The 25,398-nt window shown below is 69.3% G+C and carries 30 protein-coding genes and 1 tRNA gene; 6 read left to right on the forward strand and 25 right to left on the reverse strand.

Annotated features, from left to right (window positions below):
* Positions 1-13: 13 nt before the first annotated feature.
* Positions 14-1,156, reverse strand: a complete 1,143-nt coding sequence (nrtL, locus tag ACIRO3_RS01690) for an ArgS-related anticodon-binding protein NrtL (RefSeq protein ID WP_404131495.1) — start codon at positions 1,154-1,156, stop codon at positions 14-16.
* Positions 1,157-1,320: 164 nt separating this feature from the next.
* A complete protein-coding gene (locus ACIRO3_RS01695) occupies positions 1,321-1,815 on the reverse strand; it encodes a response regulator (RefSeq protein WP_404131497.1) in 495 nt (164 codons plus the stop codon).
* Positions 1,816-1,897: 82 nt separating this feature from the next.
* On the opposite strand from ACIRO3_RS01695, the gene ACIRO3_RS01700 reads away from it, so the two are divergent.
* Positions 1,898-1,969, forward strand: a tRNA-Arg gene (locus tag ACIRO3_RS01700).
* A gap of 219 nt (positions 1,970-2,188) precedes the next feature.
* On the opposite strand, the gene ACIRO3_RS01705 is transcribed toward ACIRO3_RS01700, so the two are convergent.
* The 13 genes from ACIRO3_RS01705 to ACIRO3_RS01765 form a co-directional block, all read right to left on the reverse strand.
* Complete coding sequence (locus tag ACIRO3_RS01705; protein WP_404131499.1) at positions 2,189-3,562, reverse strand: tyrosine-type recombinase/integrase; 1,374 nt, start codon at positions 3,560-3,562, stop codon at positions 2,189-2,191.
* Positions 3,559-3,732 carry a helix-turn-helix transcriptional regulator gene (locus ACIRO3_RS01710; protein WP_404132307.1) on the reverse strand — a complete coding sequence of 58 codons (174 nt, stop codon included), beginning with the start codon at positions 3,730-3,732 and terminating at the stop codon, positions 3,559-3,561. Before ACIRO3_RS01710 ends, ACIRO3_RS01705 begins: the two co-directional genes overlap by 4 nt.
* A gap of 11 nt (positions 3,733-3,743) precedes the next feature.
* Entirely contained in the window at positions 3,744-5,138 is a 1,395-nt protein-coding gene (gene repSA / locus ACIRO3_RS01715) for a replication initiator protein RepSA (protein ID WP_404131501.1), read from the reverse strand.
* Complete coding sequence (locus ACIRO3_RS01720; RefSeq protein WP_404132309.1) at positions 5,135-5,776, reverse strand: DNA methylase; 642 nt, start codon at positions 5,774-5,776, stop codon at positions 5,135-5,137. Before ACIRO3_RS01720 ends, repSA begins: the two co-directional genes overlap by 4 nt.
* A 50-nt stretch (positions 5,777-5,826) precedes the next feature.
* Positions 5,827-6,024 (reverse strand): hypothetical protein, encoded by a 198-nt coding sequence (locus ACIRO3_RS01725; RefSeq protein WP_404131503.1) that lies wholly within the window; start codon positions 6,022-6,024, stop codon positions 5,827-5,829.
* Positions 6,025-6,029: 5 nt separating this feature from the next.
* Positions 6,030-6,215, reverse strand: a complete 186-nt coding sequence (locus tag ACIRO3_RS01730; protein WP_404131505.1) for a hypothetical protein — start codon at positions 6,213-6,215, stop codon at positions 6,030-6,032.
* Positions 6,216-6,305: 90 nt separating this feature from the next.
* Entirely contained in the window at positions 6,306-6,650 is a 345-nt protein-coding gene (locus ACIRO3_RS01735) for a SpdD-like protein (protein ID WP_404131507.1), read from the reverse strand.
* A 12-nt stretch (positions 6,651-6,662) separates the two neighbouring features.
* Entirely contained in the window at positions 6,663-6,818 is a 156-nt protein-coding gene (locus ACIRO3_RS01740) for a hypothetical protein (RefSeq protein ID WP_404131508.1), read from the reverse strand.
* 19 nt (positions 6,819-6,837) lie between these two features.
* Positions 6,838-7,026 (reverse strand): mobile element transfer protein, encoded by a 189-nt coding sequence (locus ACIRO3_RS01745; RefSeq protein WP_404131510.1) that lies wholly within the window; start codon positions 7,024-7,026, stop codon positions 6,838-6,840.
* Positions 7,027-7,044: 18 nt separating this feature from the next.
* On the reverse strand, positions 7,045-7,710 hold the full coding sequence (locus ACIRO3_RS01750; RefSeq protein WP_404131512.1) for a DUF2637 domain-containing protein: 666 nt from the start codon (positions 7,708-7,710) through the stop codon (positions 7,045-7,047).
* 65 nt (positions 7,711-7,775) lie between these two features.
* Positions 7,776-7,967 carry a hypothetical protein gene (locus ACIRO3_RS01755; protein WP_404131514.1) on the reverse strand — a complete coding sequence of 64 codons (192 nt, stop codon included), beginning with the start codon at positions 7,965-7,967 and terminating at the stop codon, positions 7,776-7,778.
* Between the two features lie 80 nt (positions 7,968-8,047).
* Positions 8,048-9,397, reverse strand: a complete 1,350-nt coding sequence (locus ACIRO3_RS01760) for an FtsK/SpoIIIE domain-containing protein (RefSeq protein ID WP_404131516.1) — start codon at positions 9,395-9,397, stop codon at positions 8,048-8,050.
* A 2-nt stretch (positions 9,398-9,399) separates the two neighbouring features.
* A complete protein-coding gene (locus ACIRO3_RS01765) occupies positions 9,400-9,729 on the reverse strand; it encodes a hypothetical protein (RefSeq protein WP_404131518.1) in 330 nt (109 codons plus the stop codon).
* A gap of 155 nt (positions 9,730-9,884) precedes the next feature.
* Here ACIRO3_RS01765 and ACIRO3_RS01770 point away from each other — a divergent pair, with 155 nt between their 5' ends.
* Together ACIRO3_RS01770 and ACIRO3_RS01775 are read left to right on the forward strand one after the other, a co-directional pair.
* Entirely contained in the window at positions 9,885-10,679 is a 795-nt protein-coding gene (locus tag ACIRO3_RS01770; protein ID WP_404131520.1) for a GntR family transcriptional regulator, read from the forward strand.
* Positions 10,676-11,359, forward strand: a complete 684-nt coding sequence (locus ACIRO3_RS01775; RefSeq protein WP_404131522.1) for a YdcF family protein — start codon at positions 10,676-10,678, stop codon at positions 11,357-11,359. The genes ACIRO3_RS01770 and ACIRO3_RS01775 overlap by 4 nt, the downstream gene beginning before the upstream one ends.
* Here ACIRO3_RS01775 and ACIRO3_RS01780 read toward each other — a convergent pair.
* From ACIRO3_RS01780 to ACIRO3_RS01795, 4 genes are all read right to left on the reverse strand, one after another.
* The gene (locus ACIRO3_RS01780) at positions 11,332-12,255 is read right to left on the reverse strand and encodes a nuclease-related domain-containing protein (RefSeq protein WP_404131524.1); all 924 of its coding nucleotides are present in this window, start codon (positions 12,253-12,255) and stop codon (positions 11,332-11,334) included. The genes ACIRO3_RS01775 and ACIRO3_RS01780 overlap by 28 nt on opposite strands.
* Before the next feature lie 546 nt (positions 12,256-12,801).
* Positions 12,802-13,647, reverse strand: coding sequence for a deaminase (locus tag ACIRO3_RS01785; RefSeq protein WP_404131526.1), 846 nt, complete (start codon positions 13,645-13,647; stop codon positions 12,802-12,804).
* 318 nt (positions 13,648-13,965) lie between these two features.
* The gene (locus tag ACIRO3_RS01790; protein WP_404131528.1) at positions 13,966-14,694 is read right to left on the reverse strand and encodes a hypothetical protein; all 729 of its coding nucleotides are present in this window, start codon (positions 14,692-14,694) and stop codon (positions 13,966-13,968) included.
* A gap of 77 nt (positions 14,695-14,771) precedes the next feature.
* Positions 14,772-15,233, reverse strand: coding sequence for a PadR family transcriptional regulator (locus ACIRO3_RS01795; protein ID WP_404131529.1), 462 nt, complete (start codon positions 15,231-15,233; stop codon positions 14,772-14,774).
* 1,592 nt (positions 15,234-16,825) lie between these two features.
* Here ACIRO3_RS01795 and ACIRO3_RS01800 point away from each other — a divergent pair.
* Positions 16,826-17,821: an XdhC family protein gene (locus ACIRO3_RS01800; RefSeq protein ID WP_404131531.1), complete on the forward strand. Its 996-nt coding sequence runs from the start codon at positions 16,826-16,828 to the stop codon at positions 17,819-17,821.
* 604 nt (positions 17,822-18,425) lie between these two features.
* Positions 18,426-18,833, forward strand: a complete 408-nt coding sequence (locus tag ACIRO3_RS01805; protein WP_404131533.1) for a DUF6479 family protein — start codon at positions 18,426-18,428, stop codon at positions 18,831-18,833.
* A 96-nt stretch (positions 18,834-18,929) separates the two neighbouring features.
* Here ACIRO3_RS01805 and ACIRO3_RS01810 read toward each other — a convergent pair whose 3' ends face one another.
* The 5 genes from ACIRO3_RS01810 to ACIRO3_RS01830 form a co-directional block, all read right to left on the reverse strand.
* On the reverse strand, positions 18,930-19,817 hold the full coding sequence (locus ACIRO3_RS01810; RefSeq protein ID WP_404132312.1) for an ATP-dependent DNA ligase: 888 nt from the start codon (positions 19,815-19,817) through the stop codon (positions 18,930-18,932).
* Positions 19,818-19,822: 5 nt separating this feature from the next.
* On the reverse strand, positions 19,823-20,707 hold the full coding sequence (gene ligD, locus ACIRO3_RS01815; protein WP_404131535.1) for a non-homologous end-joining DNA ligase: 885 nt from the start codon (positions 20,705-20,707) through the stop codon (positions 19,823-19,825).
* Positions 20,708-21,464: 757 nt separating this feature from the next.
* Positions 21,465-21,983, reverse strand: a complete 519-nt coding sequence (locus tag ACIRO3_RS01820) for a hypothetical protein (protein ID WP_404131536.1) — start codon at positions 21,981-21,983, stop codon at positions 21,465-21,467.
* Positions 21,980-23,410, reverse strand: a complete 1,431-nt coding sequence (locus ACIRO3_RS01825) for a hypothetical protein (RefSeq protein ID WP_404131538.1) — start codon at positions 23,408-23,410, stop codon at positions 21,980-21,982. The genes ACIRO3_RS01820 and ACIRO3_RS01825 overlap by 4 nt, the downstream gene beginning before the upstream one ends.
* Complete coding sequence (locus ACIRO3_RS01830; protein WP_404131540.1) at positions 23,410-23,832, reverse strand: hypothetical protein; 423 nt, start codon at positions 23,830-23,832, stop codon at positions 23,410-23,412. The genes ACIRO3_RS01825 and ACIRO3_RS01830 overlap by 1 nt, the downstream gene beginning before the upstream one ends.
* Before the next feature lie 277 nt (positions 23,833-24,109).
* Here ACIRO3_RS01830 and ACIRO3_RS01835 point away from each other — a divergent pair, with 277 nt between their 5' ends.
* The gene (locus ACIRO3_RS01835; protein ID WP_404131541.1) at positions 24,110-25,138 is read left to right on the forward strand and encodes a Ku protein; all 1,029 of its coding nucleotides are present in this window, start codon (positions 24,110-24,112) and stop codon (positions 25,136-25,138) included.
* 83 nt (positions 25,139-25,221) lie between these two features.
* On the opposite strand, the gene ACIRO3_RS01840 is transcribed toward ACIRO3_RS01835, so the two are convergent.
* The gene (locus ACIRO3_RS01840; RefSeq protein ID WP_404131543.1) at positions 25,222-25,371 is read right to left on the reverse strand and encodes a Ku protein; all 150 of its coding nucleotides are present in this window, start codon (positions 25,369-25,371) and stop codon (positions 25,222-25,224) included.
* Positions 25,372-25,398: the final 27 nt, after the last annotated feature.

Genomic DNA, 25,398 nt, shown 5'->3' on the forward strand with positions numbered 1-25,398 from the left:
CTCTCTTTGCGGGTCACAGGCGTTCAGGGGCGTCCATGCCGAACAGGGTCAGGCCACCGGCCAGCACCGTCCCGGCGGCTTCGGCGAGAGCCAGCCGGGAGCGGTGGGCGGCCGAGGGTTTCTCGTCGCCCCGGGGCAGTACCCGGTGCTGGAAGTCGAGCAGCTCGTCGGCCAGCCCGACGAGCTGCCGTACGAGCCGCTCGGGCGCACGGTGGTGCGCGGCGGCCTCCAGGGCGAGGGGATGGTCGGCGAGGACGCGCGGAAGGCCGCCCTCGCCGACCGCCTCGCCGACCACCTCACCGACCATTTCACCGGGCAGGCTCTGGAACCCGAGCCGGGCGGCGTTGCGGGTCAGCGCGCGGGCGCGGGAATGGGCGTACCGGACGCGGAAGAACTCGTTGGACTCGTCCTGCGCGAGCAGCCGCTCGGCGAACACCGGGCTCTCGTGGGGCGCGACGGCGAGCATGGCCCAGGCGGCGGCGTCGACGCCGAAGCGCGCGACGACGTCCCCTTCCCCGGCGGGGACGGGTGCGATGTTCGGGGCGGGTGCGGTACGAACGGTGGCGCCGGGCGCCGTCGGGCCCTGCGTGGCCGCGATCCGGAGCAGGACATCACGGATGACGCGCGCCCGGAGCTCGACGGCGGGGGCGGGGGTGTGGTCGGGGGCTGTGGCCGGCGCCGGGACTGTGGCTATGGCCGGGGCTGTGGCTATGGCCGGGGCGGGGGTCGGAGCTGCGGGCGTGGCCGGGAGCGCGGGCGTGGCCGGGACTGCGGGCGTGGCCGGGACCGCGGGCGTGGCTGCGGCCGGGGGGCATCCGTACCGAAGACCGTTGTCCCGGATCTCCCGCACCAGATCGGCGACGGAACGCCTGCGCAGCACGAAGTTCAAGAACCCCGCCCCGGTGATCTCGACGCGCTCGATCCCCTCCGCCACCTCCAGCCGCCGCGCGAGTACCGCCGCCACCTCACGCGGAACGCGACGGGCCGACTTCGCCACCTGGAACGCGACGGGCGTGGCGTACTCCCCCACCCCACCGGGACGGGTCCGCTCGACCACGACCCGCTCAGGCGCGACCGCATCGGACGGCAGCTCCCCGTCCTCGACGGCGCAGCGCACGGCGCGCACGACGGTACGAGAGAGGTCAGCGGGGGTCACAGCACCCAGCCTAGGGGAGAAGCCCTCGGGTCAGGCGAAGGGTTTCGGCATGTGAACACAGACCTGAACACAGACCTGAACCCACACCTGAACACATACAAGAGGACAGGGCCCACTCAGTCCCTCAGACACGGGGCCCATCCGACCCTGCCGGTCCGTCCGACTCACCCTCTCCCTCTGCCCGCGGGTTCCCCTTTCCGCTCGCGCCGGTCCCTGCGCTCGGCCAGCCTGCGCACGACGCGCACCAGCTCGGCGGGCTCGAAGGGCTTGGCAAGGAAAGCGTCCACACCGGCGGCGATCCCGACCTCGACCTCGTACTGGGTACACGCGCTGACGATGGCGACGGGCAGGTGCCGCGTCCGCGGATCGGCCCGCAACTGCGCGGCCGCCCCGAACCCGTCCAACCGCGGCATGACCACATCAAGGGTGATCACGTCGGGACACACCTGATGGACGACGTCCAGGCACTCGGCACCATCGTTCGCGGTCACGACCTCGAAGCCCTCCAGCTCGAGATTGACCTTGATCAACTGCCGGATGACCTTGTTGTCGTCGACAACAAGCACCCGACCCGAGGCGCCTGACACAACTCGAGAGTAGGTCCGCCACCGCCCCCGCGTCCGGGTTTTCGCCACTTCCACCCCCTGCGGGCGACGCACTCCCCTCTCCCCGGTAAACGAGTTCCTGATCACCCGGTGAGAGCTGGTAGTGTTCAACCCGTCGCAGCAACACAAGCGACGCGCCCCCGTAGCTCAGGGGATAGAGCAACGGCCTCCGGAGCCGTGTGCGCAGGTTCGAATCCTGCCGGGGGCACTTCGCAGGAAGTGCCCAAAGACCCCGCCATCAGCCCTAACGCTGAGAACGGGGTCTTCGCGTATGCGCAGCCAACTGCGGCCCTGCGCACCCGTATGTCAGGCCCTGTGGACTATTCGTGGACAGGATCTTGGTCCATCGGCGCAGGTCAGCGGTAGAAACGCCGAAGGCCCCCGGGCAGGTCCAGGGGCCTCGCAGCGTATCGCCAGTCACTCGCGATCACTCGTACTCGCTGAGCAGATCTTCAATCCGCCGGTTGGCCACCTCCTGCCGACCGTCGAGGCACTTCGCGTACCGACTGAGCAGCACCTCCACGCTGTTGCCCGCGCGCTCGGCGACCTCGGTCGGGTCGACGCCGGCATTGAGCCACGTGGAGAGCGCCGAGTGCCTCAGGTCGTAGGGCCGGTGGGCGAGCGGCGAGGCGGCTGCGGCCGGCGGTAGGGCTAGCACTCGGGCTTCCTGCCACGCCCGGTAGTAGGTCGAGGAGGAGACCACTCCCCCACCCTCGCTGAAGAACAGCCGCCCGTCCTTGGCGGTGCCGAAGGTGTCGAGGTGCTCGCGCAGGATGCTCACGAGCTGGGGTGGAATCGGCACTCGTCGGACGTCTTCCGTGGGCCGGTTCTTCAGCCCGCGGTCGTCATGGCTCTCGCCGGAGTCGGTCCACTGTTTGCCGACGCTCGGCCTGGTCCGGTGAAGGAGTGCCGTCCCCCAGCCGGCCACCGGAAGGGTCAGGTCCGACTCGGCCAGCCCCACCACCTCAGCCGGCCGGAAGCCCCCGAAGTACATCCCCGCGAAGAGCCCCACCAGCCGCCGTCCACGAGCCCGGCTGTATCCACCGACGTACGAGACAGCGTGCAGGAGCGATCGGGCTTGCTCAGGGTTGGCCACTACTCGCGGGTCGACCTCGTTCGACACCTTGGGCTTCTGCCAGCGGACCGTCGAGAGCGGGTTCTCCCGGAATTCCCCGAGATCCACCGCGTAGTGCAGGGCATTGACCAGGGTGCGCCGTTTCCGCCGTACGGTCTCGGCAGCAGCCGCAGTCCCATCCAATTTGATCTTCAGCGAATCGAGCACCGCTCGCCCAAGGGCCGGGTCAGTGAGATCTGACAAGGGCCGAGAGGCCTTGCCGACCCAGTGCAGGATGTTTCCGATCTCCGGGGGAAGCTCCCTGCTGTCCGGACCGGGCAGCACGAATGCCCAGTTCCGAAGAGCCTTCCGCATCTCGACATCGGCAGGCCGGCCAGGTCGGTCATCCAGCAGGGCCATCGTGACCGAAGCCAAGGATTCGTTGATCCCGTCCCGGGTATTCGGCGCCGCATGGGGCCACTTCATGGCGAGGTACTTGAGCGCAAAGGCGTACCAGCTCAGCGTCGCCTTCTGCTCGGCCATCGAACCGGGAAGGCCCGACTCCGTGTCGAACTCCTCACCGTCACGGGCCGCCCGCATCAGCTTGGATCGGAAGTTGTCCGCGAGCCCTTTCGTCCTGAACGACTCGGAAAAGACCTGCCCAGCCACAGACCAGCGCACGTCATAGGAGGGCTTCTTCGTGTCCCTCTTTCGGACACTCCAGATCTTGACATCGAGCGATTTCACGCGGCAGCACCCTCCCGGCTCCGAAGCCAGGCAAGAAAGTCACTCCGCCACACGCGTAGTTCGCCGTTGGGCAGCTTGAAGGCCTCAGGGGCATCACCGAGCTCGCGCCACCGGTAGAAGGTGCGCCGGGAGATCCCTTTCAGCTCCGCGAGGATCTCCGGGACGGTCATCAATTCGTCCTTCACGTCACCGCTCCTTCCAGGTCCATCAGGGCTTCGCGGGCGGCCTCGCGGTTGAGCCGGATATCGCGGCGGACGTTGGCGGCGAGCCAGGACTCGCCGGGGGTGGCCCCGTGGCCGGCGTAGGACCAGTGGGCGATGACGAGGAGGGTGGCCTCCGGGTGGTCGTCGGCGTCGGGCAGGCCGAGGGAGGCGCGTTGCTGGGCGGCGCGGTAGTCGGCCCGAACCTGGCGTAAGGCGCCGAGGGTGGTGGAGTAGCGGCGGGACTTGGTGGAGAAGTGCCCGCGGAAGCCGAGCATGTGGGCCCAGGCCCTGAGGCGTCGGTCCGGGTAGGCCCGATCCAGGTCCATGCAGGCTTCCATGAGGCGCCGCGGGTGGTCTGGGATGCCGAGGAGGACGAGGGCTTCCTTGTTGCCGACCGGGTGGTCGACGGTGCCGGTGGTCTCGGCGGCCTTGGTCGCGTACTTGGCGACGTAGGAGGCGACGGCTTGCTCCGTCAGTTCTTCCCCGTCCCCGAAGGCGCCGATGGGTTGGACGTCGAGTTGGTCGCCCCACTGGAGGGCCCAGTCGTTGTTGATGCCGTGCTTCGGGCTGGGCGGCACGACGACGCGGACGCGGGCGGCGGCGGCGCGGATGGCGTCGGTGAGCAGGTCGAGGGTGGCCCAGGCGGGCGGCGGGCTGTCGGGCCCGTCCGGTCCGTCGAAGCGGACCACCGCGTGGAAGTGGACGGCGCCGCGCTTCTGGTACTCGGCGACCTTGCCGAAGGAGACGCGGGACTGTTCGCGGGCGGCCTTCTGGGTCAGGCCGGCGCGGCGGGCGATCTCGCGGCGGAGGTAGATCGTGAAGTATCGCCACAGTTCGGAGGCGTGGTTGTTCCACAGCACGGCGCCCGCGTAGTCGTAGGTGTCCGGGTCGAGCGGGGTGCCGAGTGCGGGCGCGTCTTCGGAGTGCCGAGTACCGCAGCGGCAGGGCCGGGTACCGGGGCGGTTGTGGACCGGTCCGAAGGACGGGGCGGTAAGGGTGGCGAAGACGCGGGGGTGGTCGCGGATCGTTTCGGGGGTGCCCTTGTCGGGGGCGCCGACGAGTCCGGCCCGGATCAGGTGGTACGTGTCGCCGGCGTACGTCCAGGCGCAGGCGGGGCACCGGGAGGCGCGGCGGTTGCCGCAGGCGACGCGGAGGACGCCGCCGGGTTCGGTGTCGGTGTTGTAGGCGTGGATCACGGTGCGGGTGGCGGGGTCGAGGAGCTTGGTTCCGCCGCTGAGTCGGATCGGGGCGGTGCATCCTCCGGTGCGGCGGATCTGTTCGTGGAGGCGGTCGAAGCCGGGGTCCCCGGCCACCCGGAGCAGATCGCTCAGGGTGGCCGGGTCCAGGCCCGCCGCGGTGGCGGTGTCGGTCACGCCAGCACCTCCTGTCGTGCGGTCAGGAACGCGGTGCCGATCCAGCGGGTGTAAGCGGGCGGGATGGCTTCGGTCAGTTCGGTGTGGATGTCGGTCCAGGTGATCCCCATGGCGGCCTGCATCTCCGGGACGGTGGCCTTGCCGCCGCCTTTGCCGTACGCAGCCACGTAAGGGCCGTCGCGGTGGATGCCGTGACGATGGCCGCGGACGTAGCCCCGGTGACGCGGGTGAGTGGGCTGCGCGGTGGACCAGCGGCCGAGCTCGAAGTTGCGGTGACGCAGGACGCCCAGGCCGAACATTTCGCCGCAGAGCTTGAGGTCTTTGCGGATGGCCGCGCGCCCGTTGGGCTGCTCGATCACGTAGGGAAGCCCGCAGGCGTCGAGGAGTTCCCGGGTCGGTGCCACGAGGTCGGCGTGGATGCCGCCCCAGCCCCGGGACTGGTTGGTGCCAACGGTGAGGCCGCAACCGGCCTGACAGGGCGGAGAGGCGTGGACGACGGCGTACTGCTCGATGTCGCCACTCGCGATCAGTCGTGCGAGGTATTCGAGCGCGTCACCCCGGTGGTAGGGGAACGGGTAGCAGGGGCGTTCGGCGATGTCGCAGCCGTCGACCTCAAAGCCCGCCTGGTGGTAGCCCATGGCGGCCCCGCCGGCGCAGGAGAAGAGATCCAAGACCCGCGGTGCCCGGCTCACCGGGTACCCCCGCTGTTGTGGGCGGAGCCGTGGTTGGCGTTCCATCCAGCGACCAGCGCACCGACCTGGGCATCTCCCTCAGCGGTGGCGGAGGCGCCGCAGTGGCAGACCGCGGAGGCGGTGGCCGGTGTGGAGGGGGACGGCTTGCTGACGTGCAGTCCCGGGCGGTCCCCAGAGGGGCTGAGGGTAGTCATGCCCGTCACCGGCCGGCCGTGGTGACCGCGGTGTGGCGGGCGAGGGTGCCGGTGCCGTGGCAGGCCGGGCAGTGCGCGGTGATGGTGCGGAGGTGGCCGGCGCGGTCGCGGCCGCCGAGGGTGACGGCGACGGAGGGGTGGCCGTCGCAGTTCGGGCAGACCTGTGCCAGGGCATGGGTGTGCTGGGTCATGATGGTGCTTCCTTCCGGATCGTCTGGTTCGGGCAGGAGTGCGGCGCCGGGACGGCGGAAACTTGGCGGTGGAAGCCGTCCCGGGGCCGGTCAGCGGTGGGTCTGGCCGTTGAGGAGCGAGCGCAGGGCGACGGCGCAGACGGCGACCGAGGCGCCGGTGATGGCGACCGCGAGGAGCATGGAAACCAGGACCGCGCCGACGACGAGGACCAGACCCGCGCCACCGGCGACAACGGCGACGAGGCCGGCCGGGGTCAGGCGGACCGCGGGGAGCTGAACGCGGGACTGGCCGGCGGTCGGGGCCGGGGCGGTGTGCTGGCAGTCGCAGACCGGGGCATTGGTCGAGCCGTGGGTGATGTCCCCGGTGGTCGGGTGGACGAGCGGGGCGACGAGGCCGGTCGGGAGCGGGTTGACCGGGATCTTCGGGCGGATCATGACGGGGTCTCCCTACTTGGTGAGCGAGTCGATGAGCGGCGCGGCGAAGCTGTTGGCGAGCAGGTATCCGCCTAGGAGGATCACCGCCACGAGCCACAGCGGCGGGCGGATGAGCTTGTAGCCGAGGGCGCCGACGACGATCAGCGCGAGCCAGAGCGGTACGTCCATGACGCGGGTCTCCTCGTGGTCAGCGCGGGCTGCAGCGGTGGGTGCGGGCGGCGAGTTCGGCGGCGGCGCGGGTGAGGTAGTCGGCGGAGAAGTCGCAGCCGGGGGCGGTGCACACGGCGGTGTGCCGGGTACGGCCCCGCCCGTCGTTGTGAGTGCCGACCTGCACCGGGCCTATGCGGATGACGTTGTGGAAGCGGTTCGGGCGCACGGGTCTATCTCCTTCCTGTCAGGCGAGTTGGAGGGCGATGGCGTCAGCGAGCGCGGGCGTTACGCCGAGGCGACTGCGCAGGGTCGCGGTGTCGATCGGGGCGCCGGTCTGGGCCTGGTGCGCGTTCGCGATCTTCTGGGCGTGGTCGAGCAGAGCGGGCGGTACCGAGACGGCGGGTGTGGTCAGGGCGGCCTGCGGCGGTTCGGATGCCGGAGCGGGGTCCGCTGGCGGCAACTCGGCAGCCGGTTCGGGTTCGCGCTCCACGGTGACGTCCGGGGTGGGCTCGACCTGGGGCTGTTCCGAGTGGTCGGGCTCTACCGCGGGGGCAGGTGCATGGGCGAGGAGCGTGCCGCCGAGGAAGGCGAGCGCGGGCCAGCCGGCGACGAGGATCCGCAGCCAGGGCGGGACATCGGTCAGGTCGAGGAGTCCGGCGGTGGCGACGTTGGCGCCGAGCGATGCGACGAGGGCGATGGCGAACCAGAGCCAGGCGTCACGGTTCTCCGTATCCGTGCGCATCCGGCGCCATGCAGCGACCAACAGCAGGTCGACGCTCACCGGGTAGGCCCAGGCCTTCCAACCGTCCTGTCCTGCCGCCGCAGCTAGGTCGTGCAGGTGGGCGAAGGACAGGGCACCCGCGATTACGGCCTGGATCAGCACGGGGTCGAGGCGGAGAGAGCGGGACACAGGTCACCTCCTTTCGGGGGCCGGTGCCGGGCCCTGTGCTCCGGCACCGGTAGTTCGGGGACTGGTCACGCGGTGCCGGAGCCGAGGCAGTCCAGGCACAGCCCGGTCTGCGTGGCGCCGATCTCCCGGCGCTTTCGCCCGACGCGGACAGTCGTCGTGGTCTCGCCCGATCCGGCACAGGTCCCGCACTTCTCGGAGGCCGGAGCGGGCTTGGGCGGACGGGACTTTCGGGGCGAAGGCGTCTTGGCGATGGTCATGACGGTTCCTTTCGATTCCGGGCATGGGCCGGTAGGGACCTGGCGCGAGAAGGTCGCGCCGACCGAGGGGAGGGGGACTGCTAGTCCATGGCCGGGATCGGCTTGACCAGCGGGAACGGCTCGGTGGCCGGGACAGTGTCCGGGAGCACCGGGCGATAGGCCACGAGGGCCGGAAGGTCCGGGGTCAGGTGCGCGAACTGGGCGCAGATCTCGGCAGCCTCGTCGGTGCTCAGTTCGGGGGTGCGGATCCGGGTCCAGCCGCCGGACGAGTCGCCGGCCACCGCGACGCCGGGCTTGTCGGCCGGGATCGACGTCACAGCCACGACGGCGTCCGGGGCGATATCGCCCAAGCCCATGTCGGCGGTCTGCTTGTCGTTGACACGGTGGACCACGCGGCCGGTGAGCTGCGCGCGGAGCGTGGTGGCGCCCTTGCCGAGTTCGGAGCCGAAGCGCTGACCGCAGATCTCCAGGTAGATACCGGCGGCACGGGCCATCTGCCCGAGACGGATCAACTGCGTGACCATCTGGTCCCGGCGGTCCTCGTCCTTCCGGGTGGCCACGAGGAACAGTTCCGCGACCTCGTCCACGAGCAGGACGACCGGCACGGGCCGGACCTCGTCGGGCAAGGCCCAAACGTCGGTAGCCCCGTACTGGTTCAGCAGGTCGAAGCGGTCCTCCATCTCCCCCACGAGAGCGTTGAGAACGCCCGATGCCTCATCCGGCGTGACGGCGAGAGCGGAGAGCCGAGGCGCGTACCGACGCTGCTCGACTCCTCGCTTGCAGTCGATGCCCACGAGGGCGACTCGAAGACCGGCAAGCCCCTTGATCAGGTTCCGCTGGTACATGGACTTGCCCGACTGGTTGGCGCCGAGCGTCAGCGCGTGCGGAACCTTCTCGTAGTCCCGTACGAACGCCGTACCGTCCTCCCGCAGCGCGACCGGCGCCACCAGCCGACCGGACGGGAGCCGACGCGGCATCTTCACCCGGCGCAGGACGTCGTAGCCGGTCATCCGCAGCTCCACGAACCCCGGCTTCGTCTCGACCACGTGGCCGGAGTGGACCCCCCAGGCGTGGCGGAGCCGCTCGGACGCCGCCATGACGTCGGCGGGCTCCAGCCCGGCCGGCAGACGCAGGGTGACCCGCATCCCGGTCGAAGAGCCCCGCAACCGGCGGACCTTCGGCGGAACCGGCTGTACGTCGCTGCGGCGGGCGACGTTGCGGACGAGGAAGGCCCGGAAGCGGGACGGCTGGACCGTCAGCCCGCACACATCCATCGTGGACCGGTACGTCACCGTGAACCGCGCACTCGCCATCGGCAGACCGACGAGCGACCAGTACACCCGAGGCGCCCGAGCCTTCGCATAGCCGAGCACACCGCCCGCACCAGCCAGGGGAAGGCCGATCTCCCATAAGGGCGTCAGGTCGGCCATGGTCAGGTCCCGACCGTGAGGGCGACGGCGCGGAACGAGATGCCGTGGCGGGTCTGGCCGTTGAACGTGTTCTCCCAGTCACGGGCCTTAAGGCCAATCACCGACACCGGCATGCCCGGCATCAGGCCCTCGGGAAGACCGGTCTCCGGGACGGTCACCTGGTAGAGGTTGCCCTCCCCCTCGTCCGAGATCAGCAGGCCCACCGTCGACAGACCGGCGCCGGTCTCCCGGTCCATGGCGCGCTCGCCGGTCTGCTTGCTCACGAGCTTCGGGGTCGGGGCCGTGGCCACGAACACCACGGCGGTCGACGTGTCTACCTTGAACGACGGCATCAATGCCTCCAGCGTTGTCGGGGCAGCCCGAAGAGGACTACCAACTCTCGCTGTCCTAGGACTGCGAGCGCTTGAGTAGATAGTGCAATGCAGTCCTAGGACTGTCAACAGTCCTAGGACTGTGTTTGACTTGATGCCAACGAAAGGGATACGCGATGGCCCCGAAGTGGAGAGAGCTGGCTGACAAGCTGGCTGAGCAGATCCGAGGAGGCGACTACGCCCCAGGGCAGCAATTGCCGCACATCAGGGAACTGGTGGATGCCGGCGAGGGCTCGAAGGCCACCGTCCACGCGGCCTACAAGGCGCTGGAAGCGGAAGGCCTGGTCACCTCATCTCGCGGACACGGAACTATCGTCCGACAGCAGGTGCCACTGAAGCGACTCGGGATCGCCCGGTACGACAAGGCCAAGTGGCGCGACGGCGACGAGGTGGCGTTCATCGCGGACCGCGTGGCCTCAGGACGTGCGTTCCGCCGCAACGAGCAGACCCAGTCGGTCAGCCTCGTCGAGGCACCCCCCGAGGCTGCGGCTGCACACGGGCTGCCGGAAGGCGCTCAGGTCTACGCACGCGCACGACTGGTCAAGGAAGGCGACCAGCCGACTCACACGCTCACCAGCTACTACCGGCCCGAGCATGTCGAAGGAACCCGGCTGGTGGATCCGACCCCGGGTCCGGCCGGCCGTGGCGGCGGGTTTCGCGTCCTCTACGACGCTGGCTACGAGATCGACCACATGAAGGAGCGCATCTTCGCCCGCACTCCCACAGCCGACGAAGCGAGGCTCTTGCAGCTTCCGCAGGGCGAACCAGTAGTCGAGCTGCACCGGACGACCTATACGGCCGACGGCACCGTGGTCGAATTCGCCCTCGGGGTGCACGCTGCCTCGCGCTTCGCCTGGGAATACGACTTCCAGGTACCGGACTCGGCGAAGGACAGGGAAGGCCAGGAGTGATCTCGACGCAGGACTGGGCAGATACCCGGCTTCTCTGGGCCTACCACCAGATGGGGCACGCTCCGCAGCCATGCTCGGTCGCGATCGGGCTCGGCAGCCATGACCTGGGCGTGGCCGAGACGGCGGTCGAACTCTACGAGCGCGGCATGGCCCCCCTGCTCGTGTTCACCGGAGCCACCAGCCCGACAACGCGCGACCGGATGCCCCGCGGTGAGGCCGTTCACTACCGCGAGCGGGCGTTGGAACTTGGCGTCCCCAGTTCTGCTGTGCTTGTTGAACCGCGAGCCCGGAACACGGGAGAGAACATCACCTTCTCTCGCGAGCTGCTGCAAGAGGCAGGCGTCGACGTGTCCTCCGTCCTGCTGATCAGCAAGCCGTACGAGGAGCGCCGGGCGTACGCCACGACCCGAAAGCTCTGGCCCGGCGTGGAGATCGTCAGCGCTTCAAGCCCGATGACTCTGGACGAGTACGTCGACTCGATCGGCGATGCCCGGCTGGTCATCGACATGCTGGTCGGGGCGTTGCAGAGGCTGTTGGTCTATCCCGAGCAGGGATTCATGATCAGCCAACACGTCCCGGACGACGTGACCGAGGCGTACGAACGGCTCTGCCGGCAGGGCTTCACAAGTCGCCTCCTGCGTGACGCGGCCGGTCAGGCGCGGAGCCAGATGCGTCGGTGACGAGCGACATCGTGGACGTGCTCTACCTGCTCAGGCGTGAGCTTTCCGGCGAGCGGTCCCAGAGCGGCCACTTCCCGCTCCTGGTAGATGCGGACGGCGTACTGCGTTACTGCCCGATCCAGGGACGCGATGCCGACGAAGACCATGACCGGTTCGACGGGAACCTCGAAGGCGCAGTACCGCCCCAGTACCTTTCGCACGAAGTCAGCCTCTGACTGGCTTGCCGCAGCGTACGGACGGGGTGGCCCACCGTTGATCTTCGCCATGGAGTCGCCCACCCAGACCGAGGCACCCCGATGGTGCTTGGTGTTGACGGTGAACACCCCGCCGGGGCCGATGATCAAGTGGTCGATGTCGCCGCCGTTGCCCTTCTCGATTCCGTGAAGCACCCGCCAGCCCAGCGGGACGAGGCGTTCCAGCTCACGACCTACCCTCCGCTCGCCTTCCAGGCCGGTGTACCAGCTATCCCACTCCGTGGTCTGCCGCAGTAACTTCGCCTTCAGTCGCTGCACCGTCGACGGTCCCCGTTCGGCGATCGTCCCGACGAGGCGGGAGCCCGGCCGATTCCTGGCCAGGTCCTCGCTGGGACTGAGGGGTGGGACTGGCGCCGGCCGTTCGGATCGGCGTGGAGAGGACGTTGAGGTGGGCTGCACTGCCTGCCAGAGAGGCGCGGCGGGGTAGTGCTCACGAGTAGGCGCCGGACTGGAACTGACGACGAGCCCGTCGCCAAGGTGAAGCCGCAGAAGTGCCAGAGCTTCGTCCTGGTACTTGGGAATTTTGATCGTCACGACCTTGGTCGATCGATCCGCCCAAGCAACAGCCGTGCCGCCCAACAGATTCACGTAGAGCCGATCCTTGCCATGCTTCTTCCACGGATGGACCGTCAGCTCGCTCATCAGCCGCCCCCTGCGTGCCGTCCCCACGTATATGCCAACAGGCAGTGGGCAGATCGGCAAGACCGCCGGAGCAGCAGGAGCTGTTACAGGTTTCTCTACCTCATCAAGCACCCGGCTGCGCTCCGCTCCGCCGGGCGGGCTTCCCGGCGCCGCTCTGCGCGACGCTCCTGCCTTCGGCCCGCTCCGCGCACGCTCCGCCGACGCCCGCCCCTGCCAGTGGGATAGGCCCAAGGGCATGAGTCGAACCCGCGGGCCGGCGCTTCATCGCTCACCGACATGCCTCCGGCGGGGGCGCTCCGACTCCGGGATGGCGGGGGCGCCGCGGGCGAGTGCAGACCGTGAATGGGCTGGGGCGGGGAACTCCCATCCCGTCTGCCGTCGACCCAGGCAAGCCGAGCAGACACGGGCTCTGGCGTCCAGGTCGTTCGTACAGTGGCGCGCTCCACCTGGACGCCAGAGCCCGCGCCCGCTCCACATACGTGTGGGTCGACGGCAGACGGGATGGGAGTTGGGGCGGGTGGTGGGTTGGAGTCGTCTCTGCGGCTGCTAGGCCACCCTGATCTCGTATTCAAACTTCAGTGAAAAATGTGCCGATCCGCATCTAGGCCCCGCGTGAACCTCCAGAACTTTGACGAGGAGGTGGCCGTAGTTGTTTCTGAATACAGCAATCCCACCTTCCTCGATGGGTGCGGAGTGACTCTCGAAGTCGAACACGTTGGGGTCGTCAATTTCTTCAAAGGCTTGGGCAAATCGAGCCTCAGCGACGATGCCGGCCACGCCTCCATGCGCGTATATGGATCCCCTCCCTCTCTGAGTCCACTGGGTTGTCCACTTCGGCGAATCGGTCCGTTCGTCAAGGTAGATTTCATATCTCCCCCCGTTCTGCGTGTAGTCGAACTTTGTCCTTCCCCTAGCGCGCCCCCTTCTTTCCGTGAAGTCGGCTCGGCGTTCAGGGCTCAGATTCTGCACTTCGGCGCGCAGGTCTGCTGGGAAGTCGCGCAGCTCAACCTTGGCATCGCGGAGGCTTCTCCAGCCAAGTCGGTAAATTTGAGGGTTATTGTCGTATCCGCCGATGAACACGCGACGAACGCCGGCTTCGGCAAGGATCGTCGAGCAAGCGTCCTTGTTCTTGCTTTCAAGATTTGCGCAGGGCTCAAGTGTGACGTATGCAGTCGCACCTTTGAGGTCGTACCCCAAATCCCGCGCCTTCTGTACGGCAAGCGCTTCGGCATGGATTCGGATGTCTGCTTCACCTCGGTAGCCTGTAGCGATAATTGACCCGTTGGGATCTGCCAAAACAGCACCGATCCTCCAGCCGCCAACTTCGCCTTGGCGAGCCAGTTCGATTGCGTGCATCATGTTGGCGCGGTGGACGTCTCCCTCTGCTTCCATGGCAGAGCATGTTACGAACAGCGGGCCCGCAACGCTATGAGTTTCAGCGTGAGGGAGTACCACCCATCTGCGGTCTGCGGGTGTAGCAAGCGCAGCCTCAGCTACCCGACAGTGGCCGAGTGAGATGCCTGCGGCGCCGGTACAGCAGCGCGGTACCGCAACCGCAGCGACCGGCCACGTCCGGTAGCGCCCCTTGGAGGCCTTGGGGTGACTGGGATGACCGGCTCTGACCGGTCTGGCTAGACCTACGGATCAAAAGATGCGGCGCGATGAGACGGTCTGGCTACGGCCGGGCCGTATCAGTCTCAGCAGGTCCGGCTATTCGCTAGGTGTTTGAGGAGTGCCGAGCTCGATCCCGCGACGGCGCCTTAGGTGCCGGGCAAGCACATACATCCCTCCACCCAGGATGCCGCAGGGCTCCCAAATTTCCGTCATCAAAGCCTGAATCCCGCCGTCACCAACGATGTAGATCGCCTGCCCACCTACGATCGCGGCGATGCTGGTGTTGACCCGCTGATCGGTGCGGATAACCCAATCGACAGGCCGCCACAGAGAACCAAGAACGTCGTGCGCGCGCATACGAAGGGAAGCCAGCAGGAAACCCACTAGGAGTGCGAATCTCCGTTGAGATGAAACGAAGATTCCGCGCTCCGGGTCACCGAGCAGAACAGCACGCCATTCCTCACCCAGGTGGCCCCTTCGACGACCAGCAATGCGTGCAGCGATACTTGTGACTCGCCGAGCTGCGGGGCTGACAGACTCCGCCACCATCAAGACTTCGGGGCTTAGTTTCACCAATTCGCGACGGTCGATCACGCGCAGCAACAACAGATCGCCGCTATCGCCGCAGGCAAATACGGCACGCAGGTTAGCATCGCAGCGCAGCACAAGAATTCGCTGAGATCCCCACCTCTCAGCCTGCATGACACTGAGGTGCCGGAGCTCCCCACCGCGAAGGCGGTGCATGGAATCGATCAAAATGGAGCGGCCATCGGGCCTCATCGCCCTGACGTCAGCATCCGCAACAGCGCTGACATGGATTTTCATCGGCCCATCAGGTCGGCCACCCATGGCCCCCAAGCCGGCCCGCTGGAGCGACCTTGGAGAAGTGAAACTCCTCATCCTCATGCCGTACCCCCCGCCAGACCGAGCCTGACCCGCCGGACTGCCCGGTTCTCCAGGGACGCCTGCGCCTGCCGACGCCCCAGCCCTGTGAGTTCGTAGTAGCGGCGCGGGGGCCGGCCCGGGTGGGGAGTGCTCTCGCTACGGCTGGTGATCCACCCGTACTCGGAGAGTCGATCAAGGATCGGATAGACAGTGCCGGATCCGAGGTCTGCATCACGACAGATGCTGAGCCCCCAAGCCGGGCTGTCGCTGGTGGCTGCGAGCAGTACCTCCAGCACGGCGATGGTTGGCTTTGTCAGCCGGGGAGTTGACATGCACTCAGTAGAGCATATGTCGAGTACGAGACACCAGAGGAGTCGAGCATCCAGCGTCGAGCCCGGTTCAAGGGACGCGAACCCGCGTGGCCCGCCCCATGCCGGAAACCCGATCGGGCTCCTTCGCCCGGTGGGCCAGGTTCCCATGGGCTATCTAAGGACGGGCTGCAGTGGGACCTGCGATCGACCAGTACAGGGGTCCGCTAGTTGCGGCCCATTTGTGGACGGGGACCACTACGCAGTCGGGAGCTACCCCTCTGACCTGCTGGAACGTGTGAGACGCACGGGGCCTCCGGAGCCGTGTGCGCAGGTTCGAATCCTGCCGGGGGCACACTGTGCAAGTGTGCCCAAGACCCCGCCATCAGCGAGAACGCTGAGAACGGGGTCTTCGCGTATGCGCAGCCAACTGCCGCCGTGCGTGGCCGTATGACAGCCGGTGCGGCCCATTCGTGGCCTGGCTCCCCTCGGAACCTCGCAGGTCAGCCCGGGCAGCACGAAGGCGCCCGGATTTGCCCAGGGGCCTCGAACCGCGGTGACTCGCCTCTCACTCGTACTCGCGGAGCAGCTCGGGTGATCTCGTACGGAAGTTCCACCTGGCCGGGTCCGACCGGGATCAGCAGGCCGCGCGGGGGCGGCCAGTCGGTGCCCTCTTCGCCGCTGCCGCCCTCCCGGAAGGCATACGTGGAGTCGGGGGCCTTGCAGGACTACCCGTACCGGCTGAGGAAGCAGTGGGTGCGCAGCAGTGGTGGGCCGGGCGCCAGGGGTTCAGCAACTCCCGCGCGCGGGACGGGCTCCGTCCACCAGGGTAGGCCGGGGACGCCGCGGAACCCCGGCCCCACCAGGGCTTGTACCCGGGCGGGGGCGGCGGGGGATGGTGACGAGTTGCTGGGTCTGGTCGGGGGTGCGGGCTGCGCCCTCGCCGCGGAGGTTCGCGGCGATCTCCTTGGCCTCGGCGGCGTTGTAGGCGCTGGCCAGCAGCCGGTCGGCCGGGCGTCCGGAGTCGTCGAATCCGGCGGCTCGGACGTGTAGTTGGGGGTGGGAGGGCCAGTTGGGCCTCGGGGGCGGGGAGCAGCAGCGCCCGTTTCCGCAGTCGTGCGAGGACCCGCTCGGCCCGTCGCGGCTCGAACCAGGCGAGTACGTCCCGCTCGGGTACCAGTCGGTCCGTGGGCTCCACTGGGGGTGTGGGCTTCCGCTGCTGCCAGGGGTAGCGGGGGCGTCGTCCGCCTCGTCACCGGCCCCGGGGTCGTGCCGCTCCAGGGCCAGGATGGAGACGGAGGCGAGCAGTTGCAGTTCTGCGGCTGTCCTCGCCGGCGGGCCCCGGCCCACCGACGCATCGGTGAGCAGATGCGCGGCGAGCTCGCGGAGGGTGGCGATCCGTCGGTCCTCGGCGGCGAGCGGCAGATCCCGCTTCCTCCAGCCTTGCCGTCAGCCGGTCCGGGACCAGGGTGCCGAGCCATTTCGCCGGGGTGGTACGCGCGTTCACCCGGCCGGGCCGGCGCCGTGCGGTTGCCCTGCGGGGGTGGACCGGACGGGTTCGCTCGGGTCTGCGCGGACGGCCTGTGGTGCGTCCTCCTGGTGATGCGGGTGGGTCGGTGGTCCGTACGAGGGGGCGGGGGTGGGTCTGTGGGATTTGGGGGGTGGGGTGGGGCGACGTGGGTGCGTAGGTTGGGAGTGAGGCCACCTTGCGCCGCTGACCTGGTGCTTTGTGGCGGGCTCTGACGATGAGGATGGGCAGCGCGATGCGTGAGTTGGTGGAGACGGCGCGGCGGTGGGTGGCCGAGGGGCGGGAGGCGTATCTGGCGCGGCCCGTGACCGAGCAGGGGTTCGGGCCGCGGGATCCTGCCGGGGCGGTGTTGGTGGATGCCGGCGGGGAGTGTGTGGGGGCCCTGTACCGGGGGGTCTTCGATGCCGAACTCGTCGCCGAGGCGGGCGCCTTGGGGGGCGCCTTGGTGGGCGGGGGGAGCGCGCGGGTGTGTGAGCTGTCCGTCGGGACCGGGGAGGCCGTCGAGGCGAGGTTGACCTGTGGTGGACAGGCCGAGGTGCTGTTGCAGCCGCTGGTGTCGGTCCCGGGCGAGTGGTGGGAGTTGCTGGGGCAGGGGGCCGGGGTGGCCTTGGTGACGCGGCTGAACGCGGCGGCCGACCGGGCGGTGAGCGAGGTGGTGCGGGCCGTGGACCTGCCGGCCGATGACGCGGCGCGGCGGGCCGGGGAGCTGTTGGCCACGCGGCGGCCCGGGCGGGACGCGCTGTACGGGGGGTCGGGGCTGGTGCTCGTGGAGGCGTACCCGTCCGCTCCGCAGGTGGTGATCGGCGGGGGCGGGGAGCTGGCCGAGATCATCGGGCGGCAGGCCGCGTTGTTGGAGTGGGGGGTCACGACCGTGGAGTCGGCCGCGGAGGCCGCGAAGGTCCTGGCGGATCATCGGGACGCCGCGTGTCTGGTGCTGCTCAGCCACGAGCCGGACTTCGACGTGCCGACGCTGCGGGCGGCGCTCGCGCTCGGGATCCCGTACGTGGGTGCGCTCGGCTCCCGGCGGACCACCACGCGGCGGCGCGAGGGGTTGATCGCGGCAGGGGTGGGCGAGGTGGAGCTGGCGCGGGTGCACGGGCCGATCGGCCTGGATCTGGGGGCGCGGACCCCGGCGGAGACGGCGATGGCGATCTGTGCCGAGATCCTCGGGGTGTTGGGCGGCAGGGACGGCGGGGGCCTGCGGGACTCGGACGGCCCACTGCGGGGGTGAGTGCGCCCCCTTTGCGCCCCCGAGCGTGAACCCGTGTGCGCCCCCGGACGCGGGTCCGTGCCCACCCTGCACGTGGACCCGTGCCCGCCGCCGGGCGTGGGTCCCGTGCCCGCCGCCGGGCGTGGGTCCCGTGCGGGCCTCTGGGCGTGGGTCCCGTGCGGGCCTCCGGGCGCGGGCCTCGTGCGCGCCTTTGGGCGTGGGTCCCGTACGCAATCCGATCGTGGCCCCGTGCGCGCCCCCGAACGTGGGTCCGTGCCCGCCCCGCACGTGGCCCCGCGCCCGCCCCGGACATCAGCCCGCGCCCGCCCCGGACGTGGGTCCATGCCCGCCGCCACACGTGGCCTCGTGCGCGTCCCCGATCGCGGGCCCGTGCGCGCCTCCGAACGTGGGTCGGTGCGCGCCTCCGGACGGGGGCCCGTGCCTGCCCCCGATCGCGGGCCCCTGCGCGCCCCCTGACGGGGGCGTTGTGCAGGGTCTCCGATGCCGGGGCGCCGGGGACGGCGTTCGGTGGGCGCCGTTCCCGGGGTGGTGGGGTTTTCCGCGGCCTCAGGAGTGAATGCGGCCATAAGGGTGAATGCGGGCTGGATGAGGGAAACTAGTACACATGGACACGGACCTGATCTATCTCGCGGTGGACAGGACGCTCACCAACATCGCGTGGCTCCTGGTCGTCGGACTGATCGTCGTGGGGTTCCTGCTCGGCGGTTTCATGCTGGGCAAACGGGTTCGCGCGCACGAGCCGGCGCCGCCCACGACCGAGAGCCAGCCGCACCTGCCCGACGGCGGTGCGGTGCTGGAGGTCTCCGAGGAGCGTGAGCCCGTGGAGTTCCCGGACGCCGGTCTGCGGCCCCATGAGATGCAGGGGTACGGGAACGTCGGCTCCCGGAGCAACAGCCACCAGGAGGATGCCCGCGCGGAGCGGGAATCCGGGTACGAGCACCCCAATCAGCGCCCGCCCACCGACAAGGAGCCGCCGACCGTGCCGCCGCTGGGTGGCGTCAAGCCGCTCTGACCCCCTGTCCCGTCTCCGCCCCGCCCGGGCCCGACCGCGCCCGGCCCGCCCGCCGGTCGTGGCCCTCAGGAGCGTGTCCGTCAGGGCCCGCGCCCGTCAGAGGAGGTCGGTGCGCAGGCGCAGGACCTCCGGCGGCGGGTGGCGGCCGGAGGTCTGGCGTACTTCCGCCGCCAGTGGCGGGTCCAGCGGACGGTACGGGACCTCGCCGAGGCCGATGGCGGTCACGGTCGCCCCGGCGGGGGCGGTCTCCGTGCGCCGGGCCAGGGTCGCCGCCAGTTCGGTCCGCAGCCCCGGGGACAGCGGGCTGGACACCAGCGGCTCCTCGTCCTCGCCCGGGAGGACGAGGACCAGCGCGAGCGGGCGGCGCGGGGTGCCGGTGTGGCCGACGACGGCCGCGTCCCGGACGTTGGTGTGGCGGAGCTTGCGCCAGCCGCGCCGGCCGGCGGGGTAGGCCTGGTCCAGGCGTTTGACGACGAGGCCTTCGATGCCGCCGGCGGGCAGGGTCTCGTACCAGGTCTCGGCCAGTTCCGGGTCGGTGGTCATGGGTACCGGCTGGAGGGGCGGGCCGAGCGGGAGCAGCAGGTCGACCAGGAGGGCGCGGCGCCGTTCGTACGGGCGGGCGCGCACGTCCAGCCCGGCGAGTTCCAGGACGTCGAAGGCGGCGTACGAGGCCGGCAGGGTCCGGGCGAGCAGTGCGGCCCTGGCGGGGGTGGCGGCCGCCCGGCGTTGGACGAGCGCGAAGTCCGTCCGTCCGGCGTGCCAGACGACCACCTCCCCGTCGAGGACGGTGTGGGCGGGCAGCATCAACGCCGCCGCGGCGAGGTCGGGGAAGGCGGCGGTGACGATCCGCCCGGAACGGGCCTGGAGCAGCACGTCCTCGGCCGTGCGCACGATGACGAGGCGGTGTCCGTCGAACTTCGGCTCGTACGCGAGGCCGGGCTCGCGCGGCAGGGCGCCGACGGCGGTGGCGAGCGCGACCCGGATCACGCTCACGGCAGCCCGCCGGCCAGGTTCGGGTCGAGCAGCGGGGCGCAGAGGTCGCCGTCGCGGGCGAGCCGGGGCGGGACGTCGTCGGCGAGGAAGACCAGCTCGGCGGGGTCGCGGCAGGCCGCCACCTCGTCCCAGGAGACGGGTGCGGAGACGGCGGGCAGGGGGCGGGCGCGCAGGGTGTAGGGGGCGGCGGTGGTCTTGGCGGCGGCGTTCTGGCTGTGGTCGACGAAGACCTTGCCGGGGCGCAGGTTCTTGGCCATCCGGTGGACGATCAGGTCCGGGAGCTCGTGTTCGGCCTCTTGGGCGAGGGCCTTCGCGTACGCCGAGACGCGCTCGGACGGGGTCGGTTCCAGCGGCGCGATCAGGTGGAGGCCCTTGGAGCCGGAGGTCTTCGCGCACGCGTGCAGCCCGTCGGCGGCGAGGCGCTCCCGGAGCCAGAGCGCGGCGGCGCAGCACTCGACGACACCGGCGGGCGGGCCGGGGTCGAGGTCGAGGATCAGCCGGTCGGCGACGGCGGGGGCGTCGGCGGGCCACTGGTGGGTGTGGAACTCGACGACGAGGTTGGCGGCCCACATGAGGGTGGGCAGGTCGCCGACGACGACCTGCTCGGCGGTGAGGTCCTCGGATCGGGGAACCGGCGTGGTCCGCACCCAGTCCGGTGTGCCGGGGGGCGGGTTCTTCGTGAAGAAGAGCTGGCCGTCCGGGCCGTCGGGGTAGCGCAGGAAGGAGACCGGCCGGTCGTGGAGGTGGGGCAGCATCGCATCCGCGACGGAGGCGTAGTAGTGCAGGACCTCGCCCTTGGTGAAGCCGCTCTCCGGGTACAGCACCTTGTCCAGGTTGCTGAGCGAGATGCGGCGCCCTTCCACCATCGTGATCGGCGCCATACCAGCAGACTGCCACGGATCGGGAGGAACGGGGCGATCAGGGCGGGCCAGGCGGGTGGTGGTGGGCCAGGTGGTGTGCGGGTGCGGGCAAGGGGCAGATCACGACTCTCCAGCAGCAAGTAGTCGATCTGCAGAACCGGCTCGACGAACGGACGGAAGACCTGCAAGCAGCCCGAGCGGCCAATCGCGAACTCACCCGTGCGTTGAACCGACCCGGGTGATCGGCGTCGGTCCCGGCCGGGGAACCCGTGCTCCTTGGCGAGACCTGCTCTCTCGGCTTTTGGCCCAGCTCGGTACCTCAGCCGTCGATGCGACCCAGGCCGGCAGGTGCCTGACGATCACATCAACGTCGCCGTGGGACTTGGGGCGAAGGTCCGCCTGCCAAACCGCCTCAGTCACGTCATCGATCCCGATGAGATGGCCCCAGCCCTCGGCATACACAGCAGCGTTGCCCCACCGGCTCCCTACTTCAGCGGTGACCTTCGCGTCGGCAGTCGGCTTACGCCCTGGACGGTCAGGGGGTCCATCAGCAGGTCGAAGCCACAGCACCACCTTGGTTCCCCGTGCGCGGTACTCGGCCTGGTTCTCCGCAAACCACATCTCAAGCCACCTTGGCAGCTCGCCCACGTCGCCCCTTCGCTCCGGCGTCCGGTAGAAGCACACCCTGGTCACAGTCACCCGGTGGAGACGAGTGCATGCTCCACCCCACGCGCCCGCTGGACGTCATCGTGGACATCCAGGCGATCTCCGAGTCACGTCAGAATGCCTTCAGGTAGACCCTCGCGCGGCCGTCGCCGATGTCTTGGATGAAGATGGTGATGGACTGGACTGTGGACCTGCGCTCGTCCTTGATGCAGGGCGGGCACACCGAAGCGGTCCGGACCTTCTGCTCGGTTTCCGGCTCCGGCAGTCCGAGGTGAGACCACGGGGTGATGGTCGTGTACGTCTTGGGGTCGCGCGGGGTGTTGGCCCGCAGGGCTTCCTCCGGGCGTAGGTCGGCGATGAACGTCTCGGCGTCGGCCGTCGGTGCCGTAAACGAGATCAGGTACGTGGTGTCCTGGAAGCCGTGTTGCACCCCACCTTTTACCTCGGTGGCGCCGGCCGGTGTCTGGACGTGTATGAAGCCGGCGGCCTCGGGGGCTCCTTGGCCCTCGACCCAGGCGGGTCCCCCACTGCGGGCCTTCGGTGCGCTGCTGCAGGCGGTGGCCGACAGAGCCAGCAGGACCGTCACAGCAGCGGAGGCGATGCGGATGGTGAGGGAGCTCGTACACTTCACCGGTTGTCCTCCTCACCCCGGGCGGGGTCCTTGCGGGTGCCGTCGCGGCCGGGATCCCCTGCCGGCACCACCGGTGCGTCGGCGCTTCCCAGGTCGTGCCGTTTGGCCGAACTGCTGCCCTGCATGTCGAATTCCTGAGCCAGACCGACGGTGTGGAGGCGGGCCATGTCCGCGTCCTTGATGGTGACCGGCCCGATCGGGGTCTCCTTGCCCGCATCCCAGTTGTATCGGTCCCACACATTGACCTGGTAATCCATGGTGATCTTCGGCCGGCCGTCCGCATCGGGCACGACCGAGACGTTCCCGGAGACATTGCGCATGTGGGAGCCGATTCCGAGGTACCAGTTGCGGTCCTCAAAAGTGCCGCCGACCGCCTTCGTCTCCACGGGGATCGATACCGGCGCGCCGCCCGACTTCTTGAACGCGTCCAGTGCCTCCTGCTTCCACTGGTCCTGGTGGCTGGAGATGTCCGAGGCGATCGCCGCTCGGAAACTGCCGTCGTCGCTCATGGCTCGGTCGATGTCGAGCCGTAGCGTCGTACCCGTGCCGCCCAGATAGTGCGCGAGATTGCGGGAGGCCTCGGTGTTTCCGATGAAATCCCCGCCGGCCATCATCGCCTCGGCCTGCGCGAGCAGGTAGGAGTCGTGCGCGGTGGGATCCTCGGTCCCGAAACCCCCCGCGCCCGGGTCAGCCTGGCGCCACTGGTAGGCAGGGTCAAGGATTCCGGCCTTCTTGAGGGCGTCGCCCTGCTCCTCCAGCAGGATGCCGCGCGTCACCGGGTCCAGGCTGCGCCACCAATCCGCGACTTTCGCACGGTCCTTGGGGATGTTCTCGGCCTTGGCCGCGGCTGCCAGGGACGGGTAGGGGCGGCTTCCGTTGAACCCGCCGAAGGTGCCGTCGTTGAAGTTCGTGTCGGTGACGGCGTCGACGAGCGCGAGCTTCACGCCGTGGTCGGCCTCCTCGAAGGCGTCCACGGCCTGCTGGATCCGGTGGGTCCAGGAACGTTCCACCACGGCCAGATCGGGATCGTGCCGGGCGGCGTTCGCGGTGGCGGCGTCGACCTTGGAGAAGTCGAACGAGGCGTACCCGCCTTCGCTGACCTTCATCCCGGCGGCCACCGCCTCGTCCACGGCGGCTTTGACCGCGCCGCGCAGCTCGGTGAACAGGGTCTCGGCGTCGCGGAGCAGGGCGGCAACCGCCCGTGCCTGGATCTGCGCGTTGCTGTACTCGTTGCGGGTGACGGCGAAGCGGGGGGCGGCAACCTGCTGGGCCTGGCCCAGCCACACACCGCTGGTCGTGGTGGAGGGCACCTTCTTCTCGTACGTCGTCCTGAGCGACTCGAACTTCCCCGCCATGGCATCCCAGGCCGTCGCGGCCGAGCCCAGGGTGGTGAAGTCGGTAGTCGTGACCTCGTGGTAATTCAGCATCAGCTTCGCCCCTGCCCCCCCAGAAGCTGCTGGTACCCGTCCCTGACGGCCAGATCCTGCTGCTGGAAGAGGAGGCCGGAACCGCTCAGTGCATTGGCCTCGCCGGTAAGGCGTCCCAAGAGCAGCTTGACCTGACCCGACCAGGTCTCGTCGACCGTTTTCAGGGCGGAGGCCGTCTCCCAGCCGCTGAAGGCGGTCCGGGCGGCCGTCGTCGCCGCATCTGCGTGGTCGCCTGCCTTGGCGGTGTCCGGGCACAAGATCTGCCGGATCGCCTCGGCCGCGGCCTTCTTGTCACCGGCCGAAGTCTTCAGATCGGGTGCCCCCTCGCTGCCGCTTCCACCGCCCCCGCCGCCATCGAGCTGGTTCAGGCGCGTCTTGGCCTGCTCGGTCCTGATCTGCGACCACTCGTCGTCGAATGACATGTCCACCCCCGTTGATCTTGATCCCCGGTTCGCAGCCTACCGACCGGGCCCGCCACCAGGCATACCGATCCGTGGCTACCTGGCGGGATCACGCCACGGCGTGGGCGTTGGCGGCCGACGTGGAATCGTCCTCGTCCCGGCCATCACCACGGCTTCCGGACCGCCCTCCCAGCAGGTTTGACCGCTTGCCGCCCCGGCCCCAGGGCCGGCGCAGTCGCCGAGTGTCGCGGCGTCTGACCTCGGCTTAGCCTGAGGGTCCCAGGGAAGGAGAGCCGGTATGAGAGCGACCTGGAAGGGCGCCATATCGTTTGGGCTGGTCACGATCCCGGTCCAGCTCTTCACGGCCACGGAGGAGCACGACATCCCGCTTCGCCAGGTGCACGAGAAGGACGGCTCCAGGGTGCGGCTGCGGCGCGTATGTGAAGCCGAGGATGCCGAGATCCCCTACCAAGAGATCACCAAAGGCTACGAAGCTCCGGACGGCAGCATGATCATGCTGTCCGAAGAAGACCTCGCCGACCTCCCCCTCCCCAGCAAGAAGCTCATCGACGTGCTGGCCTTCGTCGATGCCGAGACCATCGATCCGCTGATGTTCTCCAAGGCCTACTACGTCGGCACCTCCGACCGCGCGGCAGACAAGCCCTATGCCCTGCTCAAGCAGGCTCTGACCGAATCCGGGCAGATTGCCGTCACAAAGATCGCCATCCGGTCGAGAGAGTCTCTGGCCGTTCTCCGAGTGCACGAGGACACGCTCGTGCTGCAGACCTGTCTCTGGCCCGACGAGGTCCGGCCTGCCACCGGCGTCGCGCCGGAGGGGGACGTCACGATCCGGCCCCAGGAACTGCAAATGGCCAGGTCCCTCATGGACATGCTGTCCCAGGACTTCGACCTGTCCACGCTGCATGACGAGTACCAGAAAGCTCTCCAGCAGGTGATCGAAGCCCGACTTCAGGGTGTCGAGCTATCGCACGAAGAGGAAGCCGCCCCGACGGGCGGCAAGGTCATCGACCTCATGGCCGCCCTGGAGAGCAGCGTCCGAGCGGCCAGGGAGTCGCGCGGGGAGCGCGGTGCTGCCGAGGGGACGGACGCCGAGGTCCGGACCCTGCCTGTCCGCAAGACCGCGAAGAAGGCTCCGGCGAAGAAGGCGGCCCCGGCCAGGAAGGCAACGGGCTCCGCGGCGAAAAAGGCCGCCGCGACACTGAAGGAATCGGGCGGGAAGAAGAGCACTGCCGCCACGAAGAGCACGGCCAAGGCCACCACGAAGAAGACCGCTGCGAAGAAGACCACCAAGCGGGCCTCCGCCTGAACCCGGGCCCACTCCCGCGCCACACCTGTTGCACACCGACCCGGTCACCCGATCGGCTCTGAGCTGCCCTGACGTGGCCCAGATCAGCGCGCTACAGCCGTGAACCCCGGAGAACCGCCGTCCTTCCCGTGCACCTGGCGGAGCGGAATGTCGTGCTCCTCCGTGGCCGTGAAGAGCTGCACCGGGATCGTGACCAGCCCGAACGAGATGGCCCCCTTCCAGGTAGCCCTCATGCCGCGCTCCTTCCCTGGGGAGGCCCT

Source organism: Streptomyces sp. NPDC102278, from assembly GCF_044766345.1.
Taxonomy (GTDB): Bacteria; Actinomycetota; Actinomycetes; order Streptomycetales; family Streptomycetaceae; genus Streptomyces.